The sequence below is a fragment of the Aquincola sp. J276 genome, from assembly GCF_024700035.1.
GTDB lineage: Bacteria > Pseudomonadota > Gammaproteobacteria > Burkholderiales > Burkholderiaceae_C > Aquincola > Aquincola tertiaricarbonis.
Window position 1 is genome coordinate 2201898 of the sequence record NZ_JAJONC010000002.1, and the last position, 22774, is coordinate 2224671.

The window sequence follows — 22774 nt, forward strand, 5'->3', positions numbered from 1 at the left end:
CAACGTCATCAACCCGCATCTGCTGCCGGCCGAGGGCGCGCCGGTGCAAGCGTCGGTGCAAGGCTCGGCCCCGGCGCCGCTGGCTCCGCAGCCGCAGGCGGCGTCGCTGAAGACGCTGGTGTCGACGTCGGCGGCATCGCGCTGACCGAGGCCATCGGGCCGGCGCCGGAACCGGCGTCCGCGCCCGCCGCCGCCAGGCGCGGCTTGCGGCTCAGCCGCTTCTTGAGCGCGGCACGCTTCTCGGCGGTGCGGCGGTCCAGTTCGCCGCTCACCCAGGCCACCAGGTACAGCGCCGGGAAGCTCACCAGCACGATGGCGGCGTCCACCCAGTAGGGCCGCTCCGGCTGCACGTCGCCGGCCAGGGCCAGGGCCACCAGCGCCAGCACCAGGTGGGCGCAGAACACCGGCAGCGAGGCGCGGCCCAGCGTTTCCAGCACCGGCAGCCGCGGCAGGTGGCGGCGCAGCCAGGGCGCGAAGTGCATCGCCAGCAGCAGCAGCGCCATGAAGTTCATCAGGCGCAACGGGCCCAGCGTCCACTTGTCGAACAGCGGCGCCAGCGAGGGCTGGCCCGGGAACGGCGTCTGGCCGATGGCATGCCGCCACACGAAGCCCACCACCGCGATGCCGATGGCCGCATTGACCATCCAGCGCGGGAACACCGTGGGCGGTGCATCCGGCTGCTCGGCCTGCATGCAACCCAGCCACAGCCCGAGCACCCACAGGAACTGCCAGCCCCAGATCTCGAAGGAGCCGGTCTGCTGGTAGGGCACCGGGATCGGCGCGATGGCGGTCACGCCTTCATAGATCACGCGGCCGATGTCGAACTGCGCGGCCAGCCACATCAGCAGGCTCAGGCCCAGGATGCCGCCCCAGCCCCGGTGCAACCCGTGCAGCAGCAGCAGCGGGCTGGCCAGCATGAACACGATGTAGATCGGCAGGATGTCCAGCAGCGGCGGCGAATAGATCAGCAGCAGGCCGCTGAAGAAGGCGGCCAGCGGCCGGTCGAGGTAGAAGCCGATCAGGTTGATGATCGCGTCCTGCCCGGTGAGGATGCCCATCACCGCCACCACCGTCAGCAGGAACAGCAGCAGCGCGATCTGGCAGGCATAGATCTTCAGCGCGCGCTTGAAGAAGGCGCCGCGCATGGCGTCCGCGCCTTCGCGCCGCTCGCGCGCCGTGTACACCATGCCGGCCATGAAGGCCGACAGCATGACGAAGCCTTCGGCCGCCGAGACGAAGCCGAAGGGCTGGCCGGTGGGATCGGACAGCCGTGTCGGCAGGTGCGTGAAGGTCATCAGCACCAGCATCAGCCCGCGCACCGCGTCGAGCTCCCACAGCCGCTTTGCGGTCTGGCCGCCGGGCCCGCCACTTGCCACGTGCTTCTCCTGCTGAATCACCGATGAGGTGCGGTGATTCTTCAAGCCCCGGGGGCCCGCCGCTGTAGGACAAGGGCGGGTCGCCGGCTGGGACAGCGGCGCACGTGGCCCCGGCGCCGGGGCCGGGCAGGGCGGCTCAGGCCGGCTGCAGGCGGAAGCCCTGCATCAGCTGCGTGAGGCGGGCGGCCTGCTCGCGCAGGCTCTGCGCGGCGGCGGCGGATTGCTCCACCAGCGCGGCGTTCTGCTGCGTCATCTGGTCGAGCGCCACCACCGAGTGGTTCACCTGGCCGATGCCCTGGCTCTGCTCGCCGGTGGCCACGGTGATCTCGCCAATGATGTCGGTCACGCGCTGCACGCTGGCGACGATCTCGCCCATGGTGCTGCCGGCATCGCGCACCAGGCGGGAGCCGGTTTCCACCCGCTCCACGCTGGCGCCGATCAGGCCCTTGATCTCCTTGGCGGCCTCGGCGCTGCGCTGCGCCAGGCCACGCACCTCCGAAGCCACCACCGCGAAGCCGCGGCCCTGCTCGCCGGCGCGGGCGGCTTCGACAGCGGCATTCAGCGCCAGGATGTTGGTCTGGAAGGCGATGCCGTCGATGGTGCCGATGATGTCGGCGATCTTCTTCGAGCTGGTGTGGATCTCGTCCATGGTGGACACCACCTGCGACACCGCCTGCCCGCCGCGTGCGGCGGTGCTGGAGGCCGAGCCGGCCAGCTGGTTGGCGGTGGTGGCGGCGTCGGCGGTGTTCTTCACCGTGCCGGTGAGCTGCTCCATGTTGCTGGCGGCCTGCTGCAGGTTGCTGGCCGTGTGCTCGGTGCGCTGGCTCAGGTCCTGGTTGCCGGTGGCGATCTCGGACGAGGCGGTCTCGATGGAGTGCACTGCGCCGCGCAGCTCGGTGAACATGGCCAGGAAGCGCTGGCGCATGCCTTCCACCGCGCGCAGCAGCGTGCCCACTTCGTCCTGCTGGCTGCTGTGGGTGACGTAGGTGAGGTCGCCGGCGGCCAGCGTCTCCACCGCAGCCACGGCCTGCTGCAGCGGCCGCGCCACCCAACGGCGCATCGCCCAGAACAGCGCGCCGCCCAGGGCCAGCGCAGCCGCGCCCAGCAGCACGCCATACAGCGTCACCGTTCGCCAGTGGGAGGCCAGGGCCTCGGCCTCGCTCAGCTCGGCCACCACCCACCAGCCGGTGCTCTCGCTGCGGCGCATCACCGCCCAGCGTGCGTCGGGCGTGGCCGCCAGCAGGGCCGGCGCATCGGGCAGCCAGCCGCCTTCGGCCTGCGGCAGGCGCTCGAACAGCGGCTGCGCATCGGGGCGGACTTCCAGCACCTTCTTGCCCGTGGCCTGCGGATGGAAGACGAACAGTGCGTCTGCCGGCTTGGCGCGCGGATCGATCACGTACAGGCCGCCGCTGTCATGCAGCCGCGTGGCGGACAGCAGCGCCAGCATCTCCGACTGGAAGCTGCTGAGGTCGAAGCCGATGAACAGCGCGCCGACGACGGCCCCTTGGGCATCGCGCACCGGCTCGTAGTGGGTCATGTAGGGCTTGCCGAACAGCGTGGCGCGGCCGCTGTAGGCCTGGCCGTCGGTCAGCTTCGCATGGGCCGGATGGGCCTTGCCCAGCAGCGTGCCCATCGCGCGGTCGCCGTTTTCCTTGCGCAGCGAGGTGGTCACGCGGCGGAAGTCGTCGCCGTCGCGGGCGAACACGGTGGCCACGCCGCCGGTGGCCGCCTGGAAGCGGTCCACCTCGTCGAACTGGCCGTTCAGCGGCCGGCCGGCGGCCGACAGCGTGGCACCGGCACCCAGCTCGAAGGTGGCCGGAAAGCCCGCGCGGAAGCCGGCGTGGCTGCGCTGCGCCATCTGGCGCGACGACTTGTCGAAGGCGTCGATGAAGGCGGCCATCGACTGCGCGGTGCTGCCGGCGGCGGCGACGGCGGCGCGGCGCTCGCCGCCGGTGGTCACCGCGGCGATGACCAGGCAGATGGCGAGAAGCACGGCGCCCACCCCCAGGCTGCCGATGACGGACAGCCGGCGGGCCAGCGAACCAGCAGCGGAAGAGGTGGAGATCGGCATCACAAAGCCTCCGGGGAGGGGTACAACAAAAAAAGCGGGCCGAAGCCCGCTCAGGTCAGAAGGTTTCCCAGTCGTTGTCGTCGACGACACGGGCCGGGGCGGGCGGCGCGGCCGGCTTGGCGGCCGGGGCGGCGGGCAGCGGCTTGCTGGCCGCAGGGGCCTTGGCCACGGCGGGGGCGGGCGCTGCCACGGTCTTGGCCACCGCGGCCGGCTTGGAGGCGGTGGCCTTGGCGGCGACCGTGCTCTTGGCCTGGGCCAGGCGGCTGGCCGCGGCCTTGACCGCCGGCTTGACGGCGGACACCAGCTTGCTGGCCACCTGGCGCGAGCTGCTGCTGGCGCGCTGGATGGCCTTCGCCGCGGGCGCCGCGGCCGGGCTGGCGGCCGGTGCGTGGTGCACCACCGGCCGCACCGGCTGCACCGGCGCCGCAGCACTGCCGGACAGGGTGAACGAGGCGGTGAGCTGCGTCAGGCGCGCGGCCTGTTCCTTCAGGCTCTCGGCGGCGGCGGCGGACTCTTCCACCAGCGCGGCGTTCTGCTGCGTCATCTGGTCGAGCTCGATCACCGAGCGGTTGACCTGGTTGATGCCCTGGCTCTGCTCCGACGAAGCCGCCGTGATCTCGCCGATGATGTCGGTCACGCGCTGCACGCTGGCGACGATCTCGCCCATGGTGCTGCCCGCGTCGCGCACCAGGCGGGAGCCGGTTTCCACCCGCTCCACGCTGGCGCCGATCAGCGTCTTGATCTCCTTGGCGGCCTCGGCGCTGCGCTGCGCCAGGCTGCGCACCTCGCCGGCCACCACGGCGAAGCCGCGGCCCTGCTCGCCGGCGCGCGCCGCTTCCACCGCGGCATTCAGCGCCAGGATGTTGGTCTGGAAGGCGATGCCGTCGATGGTGCCGATGATGTCGGCGATCTTCTTCGAGCTGGTGTGGATCTCGTCCATCGTGGACACCACCTGCGAGACCACCGTGCCGCCCTTGCCCGCCGTGTCGGAGGCCGAGCCGGCCAGCTGGTTGGCGGTGGTGGCCGCGTCGGCCGTCTGCTTCACCGTGCCGGTGAGCTGCTCCATGCTGCTGGCGGCCTGCTGCAGGTTGCTGGCCGTGTGCTCGGTGCGCTGGCTCAGGTCCTGGTTGCCGGTGGCCACCTCGCTGGAAGCCAGCTGGATGTTGGAGGCCGCGTCGCGGATGTCGCCCACGATGCTGCGCAGCCGCTGCTGCATGGCGGTGAGCGAGCGCAGCAGCGCCGCGGTCTCGTCCTTGCCGTCGGCCGTCACCTCGCGGGTCAGGTCGCCCTGGGCGATGGCTTCGGCCAGGCGGCGGGCTTCGTCCACCGGCTGGCAGATCGAGCGCATGTTCAGCAGCGTCAGCGGCAGCACCACGGCCACGGCCAGCAGCAGCGCGCCACCGAACAGCAGCACCGTGCTGGAGACGGCGGCCTCGGCCGACGCATGCGCCTGCTGCGCTTCCTTCTCCAGCGCCTCGCGGATCTCGCCCACCATGGCCACGGCGGCGTCGCTGGCCTGGTGGGCAGGGCCCAGCATGCGGTTGGCGACGGTGGCGGTGTCGTAGGCGCCGGCTTCCAGCTGGCGGGCCACCGGCGCCAGCTTCTTGGCGTAGGTGTCCAGTTCCGGCTGCATGCGGCGCAGGATGGCGTTGTCCACGTCGTCCTCGCCGGCCAGCATCTTCTCGATGATCTGGTTGGCGCGCGCCAGCGTCTGCTTCCAGGCCTCGTGGTGCTTGGTCACCAGCTCCGGCTTCTCGTAGCTGATGATCATGTCCTTCTCGAGGCTGCGCAGCTCGCCGATGGCGGCGCGCAGGTCGCTCAGCTCGGAGGCCTCGGCCACGGTGTTCTGCGCGAACGCCGTGTTGATCGACTCGATCCTGTACATGCCGTACAGGCCGGCGCTGCCCACCAGGGCGAGCAGGAAGAGCACCACCCCGATGGCGCCGATCATGCGCATGCGGATGGTGAAGCTTCTCATCATGTGATTGAACTGCATGGGCGATCCAACGTACTGCGGTTAGGGGCGATGCACGGTGCTGCCGCGCATCAATGCCGGCTGCGGCGGATCAGGCTGCCGACATCCAGGATCAGGGCCACGCGGCCGTCGCCCATGATGGTGGCGCCCGACACGTCGTTGACGCGGCGGTAGTTGGCTTCCAGGTTCTTCACGACCACCTGCTGCTGGCCGAGGAGCTCGTCCACCAGCACCGCGACGCGGCCGCCTTCGGCCTCGATCACCACCAGGATGTTGCTCACGTGCTCGAAGTCGAAGCGCGGCACCTGGAACACTTCCTCCAGGTCGATCACCGGCATGTACTCGTCGCGCACTTCCACCACGCGGCCACTGCCGCCAATGGTCTTGACCATGCCCGGCTGCACCTGGAACGACTCGACCACGCTGGACAGCGGCAGGATGTAGCACTCGTCGCCCACGCCCACGCTCATGCCGTCCATGATGGCCAGCGTCAGCGGCAGGCGCACCCGCACGCTCATGCCATAGCCCTCGGCGGAATCGATCTCCACCGAGCCGCCCAGCGAGGTGATGTTCTTCTTCACCACGTCCATGCCCACGCCGCGGCCGGACACGTCGGTCACCTGCTCGGCGGTGGAGAAGCCCGGCGCGAAGATGAGGTTCCACACCTCCGAGTCGGTCATGGTGTCGGGCGCGTCGATGCCCTTCTCGCGGGCCTTCTTCAGCAGCTTCTCGCGCGACAGGCCGCGGCCGTCGTCGCGCACCTCGATGACGATGCTGCCGCCCTGGTGGGAGGCCACCAGCGTGATGGTGCCGGTCTCGCTCTTGCCCTTGGCCAGGCGGTCGGCCGGCATCTCCACGCCGAGGGTCGCAGCTGTTGCGCACCAGGTGGGTCAGCGGGTCGGTGATCTTCTCCACCAGGCCCTTGTCCAGCTCGGTGGCTTCACCCTGCGTCACCAGCTCGACCTTCTTGCCCAGCTTGGCGGCCAGGTCGCGCAGCATGCGCGGGAAGCGGTTGAACACCATCGACATCGGGATCATCCGGATCGACATCACCGCTTCCTGCAGGTCGCGGGTGTTGCGCTCCAGGTCGGCCAGGCCCGAGACGAGCTGCTGGGCCACGCCCGAGTCGAGGTTCTTGCTGTTCTGCGCCAGCATGGCCTGGGTGATGACGAGCTCGCCCACCAGGTTGATCAGCTGGTCCACCTTCTCGACCGACACGCGCAGCGTGGCGGAATCCAGCGCGGCGCCCTGCTTGGCCTCGGCCTTGGCGGCGCGCGGCGCGGCGGCGGCGGCCGGCTTGGCGGCTTCGACCTCGGCGGGCACGCCGGCGGGTGCGTTCGCCGTGGCGGCGGCACCGCCCGGTGCGCCCGGTGCGTCGTCGAAGAAGCCGTAGCCGGGGTCGGCCGCCGGTGCGTCGGTCACGGCCGGTGCGCCGGGGCTGCCTTCATGGAAGCCGTAGCCCGGCCCCAGCGGCTGCAGCTTCATGTGCTCGCGGCTGACGTGGAAGCTGAACAGGTCCAGCAGGTCGTTGTCGGTGCTGCCGGTGGTGATCTTGAAGCGGCGCATGCCGTCGGCCGCGCGGCCGGCGTCCAGCGGCTCGATCACGCCCAGGTCGGCGATCTCCTTGAACAGCTCGGCCAGGCTGTCTGCCTGCTCGGGCCGGGGCAGCGGGCCCACGGTGAGTTCGAGCTGGCGCAGGCCGGGGCCGGCGGCCGGGGCCGGCGCGGCGGCGGGCGGCAGGTCGTCGACGATGCGCTCCGGCGCCGGTGCGGCCGCCACGGGCACGGTGGCCACGGCGGTGGGCACCGGGGCGCTGCCGCCTTCGACGAGCGCGCGGATGCTGAACAGCAGCTCGGTGGTGTCCACCGGGTCGCCGCCGGCGCCCTGGTGGCGCGCCAGCTGCGCACGCAGCGCGTCGCCGGCCAGCAGCAGCACGTCCACCATCTGGGAATTCGGCGCCAGTTCGTGGCGGCGCAGCTTGTCCAGCAGCGTCTCCATCTGGTGGGTCAGCTCGGCCACGTCGGCAAAGCCGAAGGTGGCCGCCCCGCCCTTGACCGAGTGCGCGCAGCGGAACACCGCGTTCAGCTCTTCGTCGTCCGCGGATTCCAGGTCGATCTGCAGGAGCATCTGCTCCATCGAGTCCAGGTTCTCGCCGGCTTCCTCGAAGAAGACCTGGTAGAACTGGCTCAGGTCGAACCCGGCCGAGGCGTTGCCGCCTTCTTGAGTCATTTCGCCCATCGGGTGCTCCGGTCCGGTCAGCGGATGACCTTGCCGATCACCTCGATCAGCTTGGCAGGGTCGAACGGCTTGACGAGCCATCCGGTGGCGCCCGCGGCGCGGCCGGCCTGCTTCATCTGGTCGCTCGACTCGGTGGTCAGGATCAGGATGGGCGTGGCCTTGAACTTGGGGTTCTCGCGCAGCTTCTTGGTCAGGCCGATGCCGTCCATGCGGGGCATGTTCTGGTCGGTCAGCACGAGGTTGAAGTCGCGGCTGTTGGCCTTTTCCCAGGCGTCCTGGCCATCGACGGCTTCGACGACGTTGTAGCCGGCGTTCTTCAGGGTGAAGGTCACCATCTGGCGCATGGACGCCGAATCATCGACGGCAAGGATTGAGTGCATCGTTCGTTACTCCGAATCGGGTCTTGCTGGTTTTCGGGTGAAGGCGGGGCTTCTTTAGCTCAGAACAACTCGATGGACCCGGCGTCCATTTCGTCCTGCGTCACGGGGTTGGGCCGCAGCGGCGGCGTCTCGACGATGGCCAGGCCTTCCTCGTCGTCCACGCCCCAGGCGTCGGCGGCCAGGCGGTCGGCGCAATTGCGCAGCCGCTGCATGGTGTGCGCCACCAGCTGCGAGGCCATGTCCTGGAACTGCAGGGCGGTGATCGCCTGCCCCAGGTGCTGGGCGATGGTGCTGGCGGAATCGTGCTGTTGGGCCGCGTCGCGCAACGACTGCACCGCGGCATTGGCGCCGTCGAAGCTGGCCATCAGCGTCTCGCAGGCGCCCGACAGCAGCCGTTGCAGGCGCTCCAGGTCGTTGCAGGCCACCATCAGGTGGTCCTGCATCTCGGCATTGGCCAGCAGCACTTCGCTGGATCGGGTTTCGGGTACGTCGTTCATCGGCTTCGGGGCTCCGGCAAGGGCGAATCGGCCCGACCGGGCGGACTGCCCGGGCTCGGTTTTCGATGCATGGCATTGTTGGAAGGCCCGGCCCCCGGCGATGCGGCGATCACCCGTCAAAATGGGCCCCAGTTCAACCTTCCCGAGCGAGGGCCCGCGGGGGCCGATACTCGTCGCCATGACCAGCGTCCATCGCCTGCGTGTTCTGCACATCGAGGATTCCGAGCTCGACCACGACCTGGCCCTGGCCTACCTGCGCCGCGGCGGGCTGGACGTGGACACCCGGCGCGTGGAAACCGAGGCCGAATTCCGCGCCGCGCTGGCCGAGCCCTGGGATGCGGTGCTGTCGGACTACAACCTGCCGGGCTTCTCCGGCCTCACCGCGCTGGAAATCCTGAACGCCAGCGGGCTGATGATCCCGTTCATCCTCGTCTCGGGCGAGATCGGCGAGGACACCGCGGTGGAAGCCATGCGCAACGGCGCCAGCGACTACCTGCTCAAGGCCAACCTCTCGCGGCTGGCGCCGGCGCTCGAGCACGCCATCGAGACCACCGAGATGCGCCGCCAGAAGGCCGACACCGACCGCGCGCTGGCCGCCTCGCGCACGCGGCTGTCGGAGCTGGCGCAGCACCTGCAGACCAGCGTGGAGATGGAGCGTGCGGCGATCGCGCGCGAGATCCACGACGACGTGGGCGGCTCGCTCACCGCGGTCAAGTTCGACCTTGCCTGGATCGCCCGCCACACGGTCAACACCGAGGTGTACGACCGCGTGCAACAGGCGCTGGAGACGGTCACCTACGCCATCGAGGCCAGCCAGCGCATCATGCACAACCTGCGGCCGGCCATCCTGGAGCAGGGCCTGGTGGCCGCGCTGCAATGGATGGCCAACCGCTTCGAGAAGCGCACCGGCATCGCCTGCACCTGCCGCGTCAGCCACGATGCGCTGCCCACGCTGCCGGCCGGCGTGCCGCTGGTGGCCTACCGTACCGCGCAGGAGGCGCTCACCAACGTGAGCAAGCATGCGCAGGCCACGCGCGCGTCCATCGACCTGTCGCTGGCGCAGGGCGTGCTGTCGCTGGAAGTCAGCGACAACGGCCGCGGCCTGTCGAGCGAAGACCTGGCCAAGGCCCGCAGCTTCGGGATTCGCGGCCTGCATGAAAGAGCCGGTACCGTCGGCGGCTGGGTGGAACTCAGCAGCGGCGGCAGCGGTCGAGGTACCACGCTCATCCTGTCGGTGCCGCTGCACGTGCAGCGCAGCGCGCCGGGGGGACGATGAGGACTTCAACGATGTGACCGCGGAAACACACGATCCATCCGCCTGGGGGAAACCATGATCAAGGTGATGCTGTGCGACGACCACGCGCTGATCCGGCGCGGCATCCGGGACACGCTGTCCGACGCCTCGGACATCGAGGTGGTGGGCGAGGCCGGCGACTACGGTGAGCTGCGCACCCTGCTGCGCGGCACCACCTGCGACGTGCTGGTGCTGGACATCAACATGCCCGGGCGCAGCGGCCTGGACGTGCTGCATGTGCTGAAGGACGAAGGCTCGCCGATCAAGGTGCTGATCGTCAGCATGTACCCCGAGGACCAGTACGCCATCCGTGCGCTGCGCGCCGGCGCCTACGGCTACGTGAACAAGGGCGGCGACCCGCAGATCATCGTGCAGGCGGTGCGCACGGTGTCGCAGGGCCGCAAGTACGTCACGCCCGAGATCGCGCAGATGCTGGTGGAAAGCCTGACCACGCCGGTGCCCGAGCAGGCGCACGAGAAGCTGTCCGACCGCGAGCTGCAGACCCTGGTGATGATCGCCAGCGGCAAGCGCCTGTCCGACATCGCCGAGGAACTGATGCTGTCGCCCAAGACCGTGTCCGTGTACCGCGCGCGGGTGCTGGAGAAGCTGGGGCTGGGCAACAACTCCGAGTTGACGGTGTACGCCATCCGCAACGGGTTGGTGGGCAGCTGAACGGGAACACGCGCCGGCTGGCGCCTCCGGCACAAGGTGCCGTTCGAGTTTCTCCTGGGCGTCTGCCTTGCGCTAGGCGGCGTTTCAGCCCATGCGGACCGTGCAGGCGATCTGCGGCCGAGCCTTCAGCAACTGGCCAGCCGTCACGGCATTTGTGCTGCCACGTTCGCCCTGATCAGGCACCGCGAACTGGTGTCGGTCGACACGGGGCAGGGCTGTGGTGCAGAGCAGGCGCGGTGCCGACGCGGTCTTCCAGGCCGCTTCCTTGAGCAAGCCGGTGTTTGCATATGCGGTGCTGACGCTGGTCCGGCAGGGCCGGCTGAGGCTGGATGACCCGATCTCCATGCATCTGCCTGACGGTGCGGTGCACCGGGCGGCACCCCATCGGTCCACCGGTTGGACGGACCATGTTCCTGCATGGCGCCTGAGCGGAATCACCGTGCGCATGGCGTTGAACCACACCTCCGGATTGCCGAACTGGGCCACGCCGGCGCTGAACGGCCTGCGCGTCGATGGCGCGTTGGCGGATGGCACCGCGTTGCCGCCGCTGCAGTTTGAACAGGCGGTCTCGGCATTCAGCCTGCAAACCACGGCCCGGGACTACGGCACCTTCGTGGCCGCGCTGCTGAAGGATGACAGCATGCTGCAGCAGATCGTCGAGCGGCCCGTGCCCATGGCGCCCGGGCTCGGTGTTCGCTGGGGCCTGGGCTGGGGATTGGCGCAGGGGCCGGCTGGCGACCTGCTCTGGCATTGGGGCAACAACCCCGGCTATCGAAGCTTCGTGATGGCCTCGCCCGCCAGCGGCGACGCCCTGGTGCTGTTCGCCGCTCAGGACCGCGGATTGGTGCTGGCGAGGCCATTGGCGGAAGCCGTGTTCCCAGGCCTGCATCCGCTGGTCCGCCTGGCGCTGCTGCGCGACGGCTTGGACAGCCTGCTGTGCGAGATCGTCGATCTATGCAGCTGAATCGCCTTACTGGAACCGCTCCAGCATCCTCTCCAGCGCCATCGTGAACGGCGCCTCCATCATCGGCAGCGTGAGCACGATGCCGATCAGGCCCACGCCCAGCGTGATGGGGAACCCAATCGCGAAGATGTTCAGCTGGGCCGCCACGCGCGAGATGAGGCCCAGCACCAGGTTGACGAACAGCATCATGCCGACGATGGGCATGGCGATCCACAGGCCGATGGAGAAGACCTCGGTGCCCCACGCTTCGGGCCGCATCGCGCGGATGAAGGCAAACGGCTCCGGCCCGGCGGGGAACACCCGGAAGCTTTGCACCACCGCGTCGATGATGAGCAGGTGGCCGCCGATGACGATGAACATCCACGACACCATGATGCCGAAGAAGCGGCTGACGGCCGTGGCCTGACCGCCGGTGGCGGGGTCGAAGAAGCCGGCCAGGTTCAGGCCCATCTGCAGGCCGATCAGCTCGCCCGCGAACTCCACCGCCGCAAACACGATGCGCACCGCAAAGCCCAGCGTCAGGCCGATGACCACCTGCTGGGCCACCAGCATGAAGCCCACGCCCGAATCCAGCGGCACCTGCGGCATTTCGGGCAGCGCTGCCTGCGCGCAGAAGGCGATGAGAAAGGCCAGCGCCACCCGCACCCGCGCCGGCACCGAGCGCTGGCCGATCACCGGCAATGCCGAGAACAACGCCAGCACGCGCAGGAAAGGCCACAGCAGCGGCGTGATCCACGCCAGCAGCTGCGCCTCGGTGAACTGGATCATCAGCCCACCGCGGTGGGGATGGACAGCAGCGTGCGCTGCAGGAACTCCACCAGCGTGGTCATCATCCACGGGCCGGCCACGGCCAGCACCGCCACCGCGGCCACGATCTTGGGCACGAAGGTGAGCGTGGCTTCGTTGATCTGCGTGGCCGCCTGGAACACGCTGACCAGCAGGCCCACCACCAGCACGGCCAGCAGCATCGGCGCCGAAACGATCAGCAGCATGTGCAAGGCCTGCTGGCCCACGGTGAAGACTTGTTGGGAATTCATGGTCGGTCTCGGTGGTCGGGTCAGGTGGCGAAGGAAGCCGCCAGCGAACCCAGCAGCAGGTTCCAGCCGTCGGCCAGCACGAACAGCATCAGCTTGAAGGGCAGGGCCACCAGCACCGGGCTCAGCATCATCATGCCCAGCGACATCAGCACGCTGGCCACCACCATGTCGATGATGAGGAAGGGCACGAAGATCAGGAAGCCGATCTGGAAGGCGCTCTTCAGCTCGCTGGTGACGAAGGCCGGCACCAGCACCTTCAGCGGCACGTCCTCGCCCTTCACGCCTTCGGGCAGCTTGGCCAGCTTGGAGAACAGCTGCACGTCGGACTGGCGCGTCTGCTTGAGCATGAACTCGCGCATCGGCACCTCGGCCCGCTGCAGCGCCTGCTCGAACGGAATCTGGCCGGCGGAGTAGGGCTGGTAGGCCTGCTCGTACACCTTGTCGAAGGTGGAGCCCATGACAAAGAAGGTGAGGAACAGCGACAGGCCGATGACCACCTGGTTCGGCGGCGCGGCCTGCGTGCCCAGCGCCTGGCGCAGCAGGCCCAGCACGATGACGATGCGGGTGAAGCCCGTCATCATCAGCAGCACCGCCGGCAGGAACGACAGCGCGGTGAAGAACAGCAGCGTCTGGATGGGCACCGAATAGCTAGCGCCGCCCGCGCCCTGGCCCACCAGCAGCGGCAGGCTGCCCGGGGCCACCGGCGTGCCCGCCTGCTGGGCTAAAGCCAGTGCAGGCAGCGCCGAAAACACCGACAAGCCCAGGATGCGCAGCCCGCGCATCACGCGGTCAGAAGACATCGCCATGGCCTGGGCCGTCCTTCGGTGCGCCCTTGGACGGGCCATGGGGCGACAGCCGCGCCATCAGCTGCGCGAAGGGCGCGGCCACCTGGCCGGCGGCCGGCGAGGCAGGCGCATCGGCCTGCGGCGCCATGGTGTACAGCGTGGTGATGCTCTGCGGCGTGGCGCCCAGCACCAGCCAGCGGCGTTCCTCGCCCTGGCCCACTTCCACGGTGACGATGCGCTGGTTCTGTGCGATGGAAATCGAGGCGATCGTGCGCATCGGCGCGGGGCCGAGGGCCGCCTGGCCCATCGGGCTGCGCTTGAGCAGCCACAAGGCCACCGGGATCAGCGCCAGCACGGCGATGAACCACAGCAGCGCGGAGAGGGACGTGTTCATTCGGTGTCTTGCAGGGGGTCAGTTGGCGCGGCTCAGCCGGCGCATGCGCTCGCTGGGCGTGACGATGTCGGTCAGGCGGATGCCGAACTTGTCGTTCACCACCACCACCTCGCCCTGGGCGATCAGGTAGCCGTTGACCAGCACGTCCATCGGCTCGCCGGCCAGCGCGTCCAGCTCCACCACCGAGCCCTGGGCCAGCTGCAGGATGTGCTTGATGGGAATGCGCGTGCGGCCCAGCTCCACGGTGAGCTGCACCGGGATGTCCAGGATCATGTTGATGTCGTTGCCGACACCGGTGAGCTGCGGCGTGGCCGACGAGAAGTTGGTGAACTGCGGCGCGGCCACCTGCTCGGCCGCGCCCGTCACCTCGGTGGCGGCGGGGCTGGGCGCGCTGGTGGATTCGGCCAGCGCGGCAGCCCACTCGGCGGCCATCGCGTCTTCTTCTGAGGTGTTGGGCGTGTCATTGGGCATTCTGATCTCCCAGCCAGCTCAGGTTGGAGCTGGAAATGAGTCGGTCGACCTTGATGGCGTACTTGCCGTTCGAGATGCCGTAGTGGCAATCGAGCACGGGCACGCCGTCCACCTTGGCCTGGATCTGTTGCTTGATGTCGAGCTCGATGAAGTCGCCGGGCTTGAAGCTCAGCAGCTGCTCGACGGTGGCGCCGGCATGGGCCAGCTCGGCCACCAGTTCCACCTCGGCGCTCTGGATCTGCTGCTTCAGCAGGTTGATCCAGCGCTTGTCGGGTTCGTTGGAGTCGCCCTGGATGGTGCTGTAGAGCACGTCGCGGATGGGCTCCAGCGTGGAGTAGGGGATGCAGAAGTGCACCGAGCCGGTGGTGTCGCCGATCTCCAGCGTGAAGCTGGTGGCCACCACGATCTCGCTGGGCGTGGCGATGTTGGCGAACTGCGGCTGCATCTCCGAGCGCTGGTAGTCCAGCTCCAGCGGATAGATGCCGACCCAGGCCTTGCGGTATTCCTCGATGATCACCTCGACCATGCGCAGGATCACGCGCTGCTCGGTGGGCGAGAAGTCGCGGCCTTCGATGCGGGTGTGGTACTTGCCGCCGCCGCCGAACAGGGCGTCGATCACGGCGAACACCAGGTTCGGGTCGCAGACGATCAGGCCCGAGCCGCGCAGCGGCCGCACGCTGACGATGTTGAAGTTCGTCGGCACCACGATCTCGCGCAGGAAGGCGCTGTACTTCTGCACCTTGATGCCGCCGATGGACACCTCGGGGCTGCGGCGGATCAGGTTGAACAGGCCAACGCGCACATTGCGTGCGAACCGCTCGTTGATGATCTCCATCGTGGGCATGCGCCCACGCACGATGCGCTCTTGACTAGACAAGTCATAGTCGCGCACGCCGCCCTGCGGCACATCTTCCTGCTCGAGCTTCTGGCTCTCGCCGGTGATGCCTTGCAGCAGTGCATCGACTTCGTCTTGCGAAAGGATCTGCTGGTTCATGCCAAGCGATCAGAGAAGGTAGGCGGTGTGCAGCGCCACGCGGTTGACCGGTGCCCACCCTCGCTGCCGCGCCGACAGCGTGGAGAAACGGGGTGCCGCAGCCACCACAGGCCCGCGTTGGCGGAAAGAACGCGAAACCCGCCGCCGGGCCGCCCCAAGGCGGGTTTCGGCCCCCGCGGGGGCTGGCGCCGAAGGCGACTGGGGGCTGACATCACTGGATGATGAAGTTGGAGAAATGCACGGCCGAGATGGGCAGCACCTGCTGCGCCCGCTTTTTCTTTTTCTTCTTCGGCTTGTCCTCGTCGGCCGCCTCGTCGTCCTCTTCGTCGATCTCGTAGCCCAGCGCGCGCGAGGCTTCGCGGCGGATCTGCTCCGCGAGCTTTTCCTTGCCCTCGCGGTCCAGCAGCTGCGCCGCAGTCTTCTGCGCCAGCAGCAACAGGATGTTGTTGCGGATGGCCGGCATGTAGGCCTTCAGCGCATCGGGCAGCTTGGGGTCGTCCACTTCCAGCGTGATGCCGATCTGCGCATAACGCTCCGCGTCGCGGTCGGCCAGGTTCACGGTGAACGGGTCCAGCGGCACGAAGGTGGGGGCGTTCTTCGGGTCCAGGCTGTGCTGCACCTTCTTCTCGGCCTTGGGCGCGGGGGCGGCGGCCTCCTCGCCTTCCTCGGCCTCGGCATGCGGCTTCTTCAGCATGAAGAACGCGGCGGCGCCGCCGCCCAGCACCAGCAGCAGCACGGCCGCGATGATGATGATCAGCTTCTTGTTGCCCTTCTTGGGCGCGGGTGCGGCGTCGGTGGCGGCAGCGGCTGACATGCAGGCTCCTTGCAAACTCGGGCTGCGAAGGACGACGCCCTTCGCACAACTTGAGTGCAATTATTCGAGCCGGGGGGTAGGGCCGATGCCGTGAAAAGCGCCCGGTTTGGCGTGCAGACCGGACCGGGGCGAGCCCCTCCCGGCGCCCGCCGAAGCCGTGCCTGGCGCCGCTCAGGCCACCAGGTCGACCACGCCGCGGGCCGCGCGCAGCGGCTGGGCAGGCGGCAGCAGGGCCGCGTCGTCGGTGCCCGGCGTGCCATCGGCGCCGCGGCCGCCGCCGCCCTGGCGCGGGTTGCCGCCCTGGCCGTCACCGGCCTGGGCGAACACGCCGCCGCCGGCCAGCGTGAAGCCGCCGGCGCTCAGCGCGGCGGCCAGGTCGGGCAGGCTGGTTTCCAGGGCGGCACGGGTGGCAGCCAGGTCGGCGCCGAAGTTCACATGGGCCTGGGTGCCGTTCAGCTCGATCTGTACCGAGATCGGGCCCATCTCGGCCGGGTTGAGCTCCAGCCGCGCTTCCTGGATGCCGTCGCGCACCAGCAGGCTGAGCTGTGCGCCCAGCGCGGGTGCGAAGGCCGGTGAATCGAGCGCCGCGGCCAGGTGGGCGGTGAACGGCGCGGCCGGGCCGGCAGCTTCGGCCGGCGCGCTGGTTGCGGTGGGCGTGGTGCCTTCGGCGGCCGCCAGCGCACGGGCGGCATCGGCGGCCGGGGCGGTGGCCTCGCTGCGCTGTGCCGCGGGGGCGGCAGCGGCTTCGGCCTTGCCGGCGGCCTCGGCCAGCGCGGTGGCGAAGCGTCCTGCAGCCTCGGCCGCGCCGGCGGCGCCATGGCCTGCATCGGCCGTGCCGGCGGCGGCGCCGGCATCGGCCACGGTGTCCTTGCCTTCGGCCCGGGCGTCGGTCAGGCCTGGGCGGGCGGCGGCGGCAGCCGCCACGCCGGGTGCGGCGCCGCGGCGGCCGCCGGGGCCGCCGTTCTCGGCCTGGCCGTCGGTGCCGCGGCCCCGGGCCAGGCGCTCTGCACCGCCGGGCAGCAGGCTGGCCAGCCAGCCTGCGGGATCGTCGGTGGCGGCATCGGCCTGGGCGGCGCCGTCCTGCAACTCGCCCTCGGGTGCGGCGGCTTCGGTGTTGGCGGGTCCTGCCGGCATGGCGGCCGGCCGTGCCTCGGCCGCACGCGGCGTGGCGGCCTCGCGGGCCAGCCGGTCCTGGGCTTCACGGGCGCTGGCTGCGCGCTGGGCCGCCATCGCCTTGGCCGACTGCGCCTGCTGCAGCTGCCGCGCGAAGCCGTCGGGCGCCTCGTCGGCCGCGGTGGGCGCACCGGCCTGGCCGTTGCCGGCCTGGGGCGCGCGCGGTGCGGGCTGCACGGTGGGCAGGGCGGTGGGCAGCGCGGCGGTGTTCAGCATGGCGGTGGGGCGGTGCAGGGGTGGAGGAATGTCAGACGGCCTCGGCCGGGCGCCAGGCGGCGCGGGCAGCGGCTTCGTCGGTCTGTTTCTGGTCGCGGCGCTCGGCGGCGCGCAGGGCTTCGGCCTGGCGGCGCTCGATCAGCTTGCGCACCGAGGCCACGCGGATCTCCTGCGCGGTGAGGGCCCTCTCGGGCACGCTGCACCTGGGTCTCGGCATGCGTGGCGACGCGCGCCTGCTGGGCGATGGCTTCTTCCAGCCGCTGCGCGAAGTCCTGGTAGCAGCGCACGATGTCCATGGTGCCGGCGGTGCGGAACTGGCTGGCCCAGCGGCGGTGGTAGTCGTCGCGGTAGGCATGCAGCTGCTCGGCCTGCTGGCGCGCGGCCTGGGCACGGGCCTGGGCCTGCTGCAGCGCGCTGATGAGGTTGTCGCGCTCGGTGGTCTCGCGCTCCAGCAGCACGGCCAGGGCCTGGATGTTGTCGCTCATCTAGCTCAGCCTCCCAGCTGCGCCAGCTGGCGGCGGCTGGCCTCCAGGCTGGCCTGCTCGTGCATGCCCTGCTGCAGCAGCGACACCATCGCCGGATGGCAGCGCACGGCCAGGTCCAGCTCCTGGTCGTGGCCGGGGGCATAGGCGCCCAGCTGGATCAGGTCGCGTGCCTTGTTGTACTTGGCCAGCAGCTGGCGGCCGCGGCGGGCGGCGTCGATGTGGTCCTTGGAGGCCACGGCCGTCATCACGCGGGAGATGGACTTTTCCACGTCGATGGCCGGGTAGTGGCCGGCCTCGGCCAGCTCGCGCGACAGCACGATGTGGCCGTCCAGGATGCCGCGTGCCGCATCGGCGATCGGGTCCTGCTGGTCGTCGCCCTCGCTCAGCACGGTGTAGAAGGCGGTGATCGAGCCCACGCCGTTCAGGCCGTTGCCGGAGCGTTCCACCAGCTGCGGCAGCTTGGCGAAGCAGCTGGGCGGATAGCCCTTGGTGGCCGGCGGCTCGCCGATGGCCAGGGCGATCTCGCGCTGCGCCATCGCATAGCGGGTCAGGCTGTCCATCAGCAGCAGCACATGCTGGCCGCGGTCGCGGAAGTGCTCGGCGATGGCGGTGGCATAGGTGGCGCCCTGCATGCGCACCAGCGGCGGCGCGTCGGCCGGCGCGGCCACCACCACCGAGCGGCGGATGCCTTCCTCGCCCAGGATGTCCTCGATGAATTCCTTGACTTCGCGGCCGCGTTCGCCGATCAGGCCCACCACGATCACGTCGGCCTGGGTGTAGCGGGCCATCATGCCCAGCAGCACCGACTTGCCCACGCCGGTGCCGGCGAACAGGCCGATGCGCTGGCCGCGGCCCACGGTCAGCATCGCGTTGATGGCGCGCACGCCGGTGTCCAGCGGCTGGCGCACCGGGTCGCGGTCCATCGCATTGATCGGGCGGCGCACCATCGGCTCGGTGTGCACCTCGCCCAGCGGGCCCTTGCGGTCCATGGGGTGGCCGTGCGAATCGACCACGCGGCCCAGCAGGCCGTCGCCCATCGGCAAATGCAGCCCGCGGTCCTCGCTGCGGCGCCAGGGGCGGTTTTCCACGCCCAGCTTGGGCGGCACGCGCGGCGCGGCACGCGGCACCACGCGGGCGCCGCTGGCCAGGCCGTGCAGCTCGCCGGTGGGCATGAGGAAGGCGCGGTCGCCGTTGAAACCCACCACCTCGGCCAGCACCGGCGGCTGGCCTTCCATGCGCACCTCGCACACCGAGCCCACCGGCGCGCGCACGCCCGCGGCTTCCAGCACCAGGCCGGTGACACGCACCAGCGCGCCTTCGGAATCCAGCGGCAACGGTGCCGCGGCAAAGGCCTGCAGGTCGGCCTGGAAGCGCGACCACTTCTCGGCCCGGCTCATGGCGGGCATGTTCACGCCTTGTCCTCGTAGGGCATGTCCTGGCCCAGCACCGCGGCGGCCTGGGTCCAGCGGGTGTCGATGCGCGCATCGATGCGGCCGACGTCGGATTCGATCAGGCAACCGCCGCGCTGCATCTGGGCCGACGGCATCAGCCGCGCGCCGCGGGCTTCCAGCGCCTCGGCCGCACCGGCAGCCACCAGCGGCAGGTCGTCGGGGTGCACGAACACGCGGATGTGGCGGGCCGACAGCAGCACCGCATTCACCGCCTCCTCGGCCACGCGGGCCACCAGCTCGGGCCGTGCGGCCACCTCGGCACGCACCACCTGGCGGGCCAGCTGGGTGGCGGTGGCGGCCACGGTGACGGCCAGCTCGGCTTCCAGCGTGTCGATCTGCGCATTGAAGGCGGCCACCAGCTGGCCGATCTGCGCGGCCATCTGCTGGGCGAAGCTCTGCTTGAAGCCTTCCAGCGCCACCAGGCCGTCGCGGTAGCCGTCCTGGTAGCCGCCCTGGCGGGCCTCGGCCACCGCGGCCTGCACCTCCTCCAGCGTGGGGCCGGCGGGCGCGGCCGGCTCGGCCTCGGGCATCGGCTCCGGCTCGGGCGGCGGCGGTGCCGGCTCGGGCGCGCGGCGCAGGCTGGCGGGGATCTCGTTGAAATCGTCGCCGAAGCTGTCGGGCCGCCAGGCCGCGAAGCCCTGCAGCTCCTCGCGCGGGATGAAGCGTGCGTAGGCCGAGGCCGAGCGGTTGCCGCCGGCCGGCGGACGCGGCAGGTCGTCCTTAGACGAAATCGTCATCGCCCGCGCCTCCCAGCACGATCTGGCCTTCGTCCGCCAGGCGGCGCACGATCTTCAGCAGTTCCTTCTGCTCGGCTTCCACTTCCGACAGCCGCACCGGGCCGCGGCCTTCCAGGTCTTCGCGCAGCGTCTCGGCGGCGCGGCTGGACATGTTGCGGAAGATCTTCTCGCGCAGCTCGGCCGAGGCGCCCTTGAGCGCGATCACCAGCGATTCGCTCTGCACTTCCTTCAGCAGCGTCTGGATGCCCTTGTCGTCCACCTTGTCCAGGTCGTCGAAGGTGAACATGTTGTCCATGATCTTCTGCGCCAGGTCGCCGTCGGATTCGCGGATGTAGTCCAGCGCCGAGGTTTCCACCGCCGAGCCCAGCATGTTGATGATCTCGGCCGCGGCCTTGATGCCGCCCAGGTTGGCCTTGCGGGTGCGCTCACCGCCGGCCAGCACCTTGCTCAGCACCTCGTTCAGATCCTTCATGGCCGAAGGCTGGATGCCGTCCAGCGTGGCGATGCGGATCAGCACCTCGTTGCGCTGGCGCTCGGTGAAGCACTTGAGCACCGAGCTGGCCTGGTCGAAGTCCAGGTGCACCAGGATGGCGGCCACGATCTGCGGATGCTCGTTGCGCAGCAGCTCGGCCACGCTCAGCGCGTCCATCCACTTCAGGCTCTCGATGCCGCTGGTGTCGCCGCCCTGCAGGATGCGGTCGATCAGCAGGTTGGCGCGGTCCTCGCCCAGCGCCTTGCGCAGCACCGCCTTCACGTACTCGTCGTTGTCGGGCACCAGCATCTGGTGGTCGCCGGCGGTCGCGGTGAACTTGCTCAGCACCGCCTCCAGGCGCTCGCGCGGCACCGTCTTCATCTTGGCGATGGTCTCGCCCAGCTTCTGCACTTCCTTCGGGGCCAGGTGCTTGAACACCTCGGCCGCCTCCTCCTCGCCCAGCGACATCAGGAGGATGGCCGCGTCTTCCGCGCCCTCGTCTTCTTCCTTGGCCATGACTGCTTTGTCCTAAGGTTGTCGTCTTCAGGCCGGCTCGCCGGTCATCCAGCCGCGCACGATGTTGGCCACCACTAGCGGGTTGTCGCGCGCCAGCTGGCGGGCCAGCTCCAGCTTCTCCAGCGACTTGGGCGCCTCCAGGGCCACCACCGCGTCGCTGCCCGGCAGCGCCAGCGGATCGTCGGCCACCGCTTCCAGCTGCTGGCCGGCTTCCTCGGGCTGCGGCTCGGGCGGGCGGGCCGCCTTGAGCGCCGGGCGCACCAGGCCGAACACGATGATCAGCGCCACCAGGGCCAGCGACAGCGGCACCGCGCCGGTCTTCAGCAGCTCGCGCACCTCCTGCTGCTTCCACAGCGGGATGTCTTCCTCTTCCTTGGGCGGCTCCACGCGGAAGGGCGCGTTGATGAGCTTGACCGAGTCGCCGCGCTCCTTGTTGAAGCCGATGCTCTCCTGCACCAGCTGGGTGAGCTTGTCGAGTTCTTCCTGCGTCAGCGGCACCGTCTGGGTCTTGCCCTTGGCGTCGGTGCTGCTGCGGTGGTTGACCACCACGGCAGCCGTCAGCCGCTTGACGGTGCCGCTGGCGCCGCGGGTCACGCGCACCGTCTTGTCCACCTCGTAGTTGGTGACGTTCTCGCGGCGCAGCTGGTTGTTGCCGCCGGCGCCGGTCTGCGCGCCCTGCATGGCCTGCGAGGCACCGTTGATCGGCGCATTGGCCGCCACCGGCGGCTGGTTGGTGGCAGCGCCCGGCACGCCGCTGGGCAGGGCCGGCGTGCCGGCGGTGGATTCCAGGCTCTGCTGGCTGCGCACCGCGGCGGCGGCGTCGGGGCCCTGGTTGGGGCGGAACTGCTCGGAGGTGGATTCGCTCTGCGAGAAGTCCAGTTCGGCGGTGACGTTGGCGCGCAGGTTGTCGCGGCCCACCACCGGCTCCAGGATGTCGGTCACGCGCTTGAGGTAGATCGCCTCGATCTGCTGGATGCGCTTGAGCTGCTGCTCGTCCAGGCTCTGGCCGCTGCCGTCGGGGGCGTCGGACAGCAGCGCGCCGGTCTGGTCCAGCACGCTCACCGCCTTGGGACTGAGCTCGGGCACCGACGACGACACCAGGTGCACGATGCCGGCGATCTGCGAACGGTCCAGCGTGCGGCCGGGGTGCAGCGTCAGCAGGATGGAGGCCGAGGGCTTCTGCTGCTCGCGGAAGAAGCCGTTCTGGTTGGGCAGCGCCAGGTGCACGCGGGCGTTCTCCACCGAGCCCAGGGCCAGGATGGAGCGGGTGAGCTCGCCTTCCAGGCCGCGCTGGAAGGTCAGGCGTTCCTGGAACTGCGTCTGCCCGAAGCGGGCGTTGTCCATCAGCTCGAAGCCCACGACCGAGCCCTTGGGCAGGCCGGCGGTGGCCAGCTTCAGGCGGATGTCGTGCACCTTGTCGGCCGGCACCAGGATGGCGTTGCCGCCCTCGGTGAAGCGGTAGGGCACGTTCATGGTGGACAGCTGGGCCACCACGGCGCCGCCGTCCTTCTCGCTCAGGTTGGCGAACAGCACCTTGTAGTCGTCGGGCTTGTTCCACAGCAGCAGGGCCACCAGCACCGCCACCAGGCCGGCCGCCGCGGCGCCCAGCATCACCTTGGACTTCATCGGCATGGCCACCAGCCGGGCCAGCGGCGTGGCGGGCGCGGCCGCCACGGCCACGGCGGCGCCGTCGGGGGTGGCGGGGGTCAGGGCCTGGTTGGGGGAGGGGGGGCGAGGGCGGTGTCCATGCAAGGGCGGTTCG

Annotated in this window: 22 protein-coding genes and 2 pseudogenes; 3 read left to right on the forward strand and 21 right to left on the reverse strand. The window is 70.1% G+C overall.

Annotation, left to right across the window (positions count from 1 at the left end; genetic code table 11):
• Positions 1-8: 8 nt before the first annotated feature.
• From LRS14_RS28040 to LRS14_RS28070, 6 genes and pseudogenes are all read right to left on the reverse strand, one after another.
• Positions 9-1376 (reverse strand): OpgC domain-containing protein, encoded by a 1368-nt coding sequence (locus LRS14_RS28040; protein ID WP_404977616.1) that lies wholly within the window; start codon positions 1374-1376, stop codon positions 9-11.
• A 136-nt stretch (positions 1377-1512) separates the two neighbouring features.
• Positions 1513-3447, reverse strand: coding sequence for a Cache 3/Cache 2 fusion domain-containing protein (locus LRS14_RS30490; protein WP_310740892.1), 1935 nt, complete (start codon positions 3445-3447; stop codon positions 1513-1515).
• Positions 3448-3502: 55 nt separating this feature from the next.
• On the reverse strand, positions 3503-5443 hold the full coding sequence (locus tag LRS14_RS28055) for a methyl-accepting chemotaxis protein (RefSeq protein ID WP_310740893.1): 1941 nt from the start codon (positions 5441-5443) through the stop codon (positions 3503-3505).
• 50 nt (positions 5444-5493) lie between these two features.
• Positions 5494-7660, reverse strand: a pseudogene (locus LRS14_RS28060) (chemotaxis protein CheA).
• 17 nt (positions 7661-7677) lie between these two features.
• Positions 7678-8040 (reverse strand): response regulator, encoded by a 363-nt coding sequence (locus tag LRS14_RS28065; protein WP_046116127.1) that lies wholly within the window; start codon positions 8038-8040, stop codon positions 7678-7680.
• 59 nt (positions 8041-8099) lie between these two features.
• Positions 8100-8537, reverse strand: a complete 438-nt coding sequence (locus LRS14_RS28070) for a hypothetical protein (RefSeq protein ID WP_046116128.1) — start codon at positions 8535-8537, stop codon at positions 8100-8102.
• A 178-nt stretch (positions 8538-8715) separates the two neighbouring features.
• Between LRS14_RS28070 and LRS14_RS28075 the strand changes: the two genes are divergently transcribed.
• Positions 8716-9813 (forward strand): response regulator, encoded by a 1098-nt coding sequence (locus LRS14_RS28075; protein WP_257801937.1) that lies wholly within the window; start codon positions 8716-8718, stop codon positions 9811-9813.
• Between the two features lie 54 nt (positions 9814-9867).
• Positions 9868-10503: a response regulator transcription factor gene (locus LRS14_RS28080; RefSeq protein ID WP_046116130.1), complete on the forward strand. Its 636-nt coding sequence runs from the start codon at positions 9868-9870 to the stop codon at positions 10501-10503.
• Positions 10504-10587: 84 nt separating this feature from the next.
• Here LRS14_RS28080 and LRS14_RS28085 read toward each other — a convergent pair whose 3' ends face one another.
• Positions 10588-10776 (reverse strand): hypothetical protein, encoded by a 189-nt coding sequence (locus LRS14_RS28085; RefSeq protein ID WP_257801938.1) that lies wholly within the window; start codon positions 10774-10776, stop codon positions 10588-10590.
• Here LRS14_RS28085 and LRS14_RS28090 point away from each other — a divergent pair.
• Positions 10769-11467, forward strand: coding sequence for a serine hydrolase (locus LRS14_RS28090; protein ID WP_257801939.1), 699 nt, complete (start codon positions 10769-10771; stop codon positions 11465-11467). The genes LRS14_RS28085 and LRS14_RS28090 overlap by 8 nt on opposite strands.
• A gap of 6 nt (positions 11468-11473) precedes the next feature.
• Here LRS14_RS28090 and fliR read toward each other — a convergent pair whose 3' ends face one another.
• The 14 genes and pseudogenes from fliR to fliF all read right to left on the reverse strand — a co-directional run bounded on the left by fliR (position 11474) and on the right by fliF (position 22644).
• Entirely contained in the window at positions 11474-12235 is a 762-nt protein-coding gene (gene fliR / locus LRS14_RS28095; RefSeq protein WP_257801940.1) for a flagellar biosynthetic protein FliR, read from the reverse strand.
• On the reverse strand, positions 12235-12504 hold the full coding sequence (fliQ, locus tag LRS14_RS28100) for a flagellar biosynthesis protein FliQ (protein ID WP_046115785.1): 270 nt from the start codon (positions 12502-12504) through the stop codon (positions 12235-12237). The genes fliR and fliQ overlap by 1 nt, the downstream gene beginning before the upstream one ends.
• 20 nt (positions 12505-12524) lie before the next feature.
• Positions 12525-13304: a flagellar type III secretion system pore protein FliP gene (gene fliP / locus LRS14_RS28105; protein WP_404977627.1), complete on the reverse strand. Its 780-nt coding sequence runs from the start codon at positions 13302-13304 to the stop codon at positions 12525-12527.
• Complete coding sequence (locus LRS14_RS28110) at positions 13294-13683, reverse strand: flagellar biosynthetic protein FliO (protein WP_257801941.1); 390 nt, start codon at positions 13681-13683, stop codon at positions 13294-13296. The genes fliP and LRS14_RS28110 overlap by 11 nt, the downstream gene beginning before the upstream one ends.
• 18 nt (positions 13684-13701) lie before the next feature.
• On the reverse strand, positions 13702-14154 hold the full coding sequence (gene fliN / locus LRS14_RS28115) for a flagellar motor switch protein FliN (RefSeq protein WP_046115787.1): 453 nt from the start codon (positions 14152-14154) through the stop codon (positions 13702-13704).
• On the reverse strand, positions 14144-15148 hold the full coding sequence (gene fliM, locus LRS14_RS28120) for a flagellar motor switch protein FliM (RefSeq protein WP_046115788.1): 1005 nt from the start codon (positions 15146-15148) through the stop codon (positions 14144-14146). Before fliM ends, fliN begins: the two co-directional genes overlap by 11 nt.
• A 211-nt stretch (positions 15149-15359) precedes the next feature.
• The gene (gene fliL / locus LRS14_RS28125; RefSeq protein WP_257801942.1) at positions 15360-15962 is read right to left on the reverse strand and encodes a flagellar basal body-associated protein FliL; all 603 of its coding nucleotides are present in this window, start codon (positions 15960-15962) and stop codon (positions 15360-15362) included.
• A gap of 171 nt (positions 15963-16133) precedes the next feature.
• Positions 16134-17351, reverse strand: coding sequence for a flagellar hook-length control protein FliK (locus LRS14_RS28130; protein ID WP_257801943.1), 1218 nt, complete (start codon positions 17349-17351; stop codon positions 16134-16136).
• Positions 17352-17382: 31 nt separating this feature from the next.
• Entirely contained in the window at positions 17383-17706 is a 324-nt protein-coding gene (locus LRS14_RS30850; protein ID WP_404977628.1) for a flagellar export protein FliJ, read from the reverse strand.
• Positions 17597-17836 (reverse strand): annotated as a pseudogene (locus LRS14_RS30855) (flagellar FliJ family protein); the annotation flags it as partial. The pseudogene LRS14_RS30855 and the gene LRS14_RS30850, both read right to left, overlap by 110 nt.
• 5 nt (positions 17837-17841) lie before the next feature.
• The gene (fliI, locus tag LRS14_RS28140; protein WP_046115791.1) at positions 17842-19242 is read right to left on the reverse strand and encodes a flagellar protein export ATPase FliI; all 1401 of its coding nucleotides are present in this window, start codon (positions 19240-19242) and stop codon (positions 17842-17844) included.
• Between the two features lie 2 nt (positions 19243-19244).
• A complete protein-coding gene (locus tag LRS14_RS28145) occupies positions 19245-20024 on the reverse strand; it encodes a FliH/SctL family protein (protein ID WP_257801945.1) in 780 nt (259 codons plus the stop codon).
• The gene (fliG, locus tag LRS14_RS28150; RefSeq protein WP_046115793.1) at positions 20008-21012 is read right to left on the reverse strand and encodes a flagellar motor switch protein FliG; all 1005 of its coding nucleotides are present in this window, start codon (positions 21010-21012) and stop codon (positions 20008-20010) included. The genes LRS14_RS28145 and fliG overlap by 17 nt, the downstream gene beginning before the upstream one ends.
• Positions 21013-21039: 27 nt before the next feature.
• A complete protein-coding gene (gene fliF / locus LRS14_RS28155; RefSeq protein ID WP_257802240.1) occupies positions 21040-22644 on the reverse strand; it encodes a flagellar basal-body MS-ring/collar protein FliF in 1605 nt (534 codons plus the stop codon).
• Positions 22645-22774: the final 130 nt, after the last annotated feature.

What these genes read in the sequence shown, in the direction of transcription:
- LRS14_RS28080 (WP_046116130.1), top strand. Translation starts at nt 9,868, where the DNA reads ATGATCAAGGTGATGCTGTGCGACGACCACGCGCTGATCCGGCGCGGC.
- LRS14_RS28055 (WP_310740893.1), bottom strand. Translation starts at nt 5,443, where the DNA reads ATGCAGTTCAATCACATGATGAGAAGCTTCACCATCCGCATGCGCATG.
- fliG (WP_046115793.1), bottom strand. Translation starts at nt 21,012, where the DNA reads ATGGCCAAGGAAGAAGACGAGGGCGCGGAAGACGCGGCCATCCTCCTG.
- LRS14_RS28070 (WP_046116128.1), bottom strand. Translation starts at nt 8,537, where the DNA reads ATGAACGACGTACCCGAAACCCGATCCAGCGAAGTGCTGCTGGCCAAT.
- fliF (WP_257802240.1), bottom strand. Translation starts at nt 22,644, where the DNA reads ATGCCGATGAAGTCCAAGGTGATGCTGGGCGCCGCGGCGGCCGGCCTG.
- LRS14_RS28065 (WP_046116127.1), bottom strand. Translation starts at nt 8,040, where the DNA reads ATGCACTCAATCCTTGCCGTCGATGATTCGGCGTCCATGCGCCAGATG.
- fliM (WP_046115788.1), bottom strand. Translation starts at nt 15,148, where the DNA reads ATGAACCAGCAGATCCTTTCGCAAGACGAAGTCGATGCACTGCTGCAA.
- fliQ (WP_046115785.1), bottom strand. Translation starts at nt 12,504, where the DNA reads ATGAATTCCCAACAAGTCTTCACCGTGGGCCAGCAGGCCTTGCACATG.
- LRS14_RS30490 (WP_310740892.1), bottom strand. Translation starts at nt 3,447, where the DNA reads ATGCCGATCTCCACCTCTTCCGCTGCTGGTTCGCTGGCCCGCCGGCTG.
- LRS14_RS28145 (WP_257801945.1), bottom strand. Translation starts at nt 20,024, where the DNA reads ATGACGATTTCGTCTAAGGACGACCTGCCGCGTCCGCCGGCCGGCGGC.
- fliN (WP_046115787.1), bottom strand. Translation starts at nt 14,154, where the DNA reads ATGCCCAATGACACGCCCAACACCTCAGAAGAAGACGCGATGGCCGCC.
- fliP (WP_404977627.1), bottom strand. Translation starts at nt 13,304, where the DNA reads ATGTCTTCTGACCGCGTGATGCGCGGGCTGCGCATCCTGGGCTTGTCG.
- LRS14_RS28075 (WP_257801937.1), top strand. Translation starts at nt 8,716, where the DNA reads ATGACCAGCGTCCATCGCCTGCGTGTTCTGCACATCGAGGATTCCGAG.
- fliI (WP_046115791.1), bottom strand. Translation starts at nt 19,242, where the DNA reads ATGCCCGCCATGAGCCGGGCCGAGAAGTGGTCGCGCTTCCAGGCCGAC.
- LRS14_RS28130 (WP_257801943.1), bottom strand. Translation starts at nt 17,351, where the DNA reads ATGCTGAACACCGCCGCGCTGCCCACCGCCCTGCCCACCGTGCAGCCC.
- fliL (WP_257801942.1), bottom strand. Translation starts at nt 15,962, where the DNA reads ATGTCAGCCGCTGCCGCCACCGACGCCGCACCCGCGCCCAAGAAGGGC.
- LRS14_RS30850 (WP_404977628.1), bottom strand. Translation starts at nt 17,706, where the DNA reads ATGCCTACCGCGACGACTACCACCGCCGCTGGGCCAGCCAGTTCCGCA.
- fliR (WP_257801940.1), bottom strand. Translation starts at nt 12,235, where the DNA reads ATGATCCAGTTCACCGAGGCGCAGCTGCTGGCGTGGATCACGCCGCTG.
- LRS14_RS28110 (WP_257801941.1), bottom strand. Translation starts at nt 13,683, where the DNA reads ATGAACACGTCCCTCTCCGCGCTGCTGTGGTTCATCGCCGTGCTGGCG.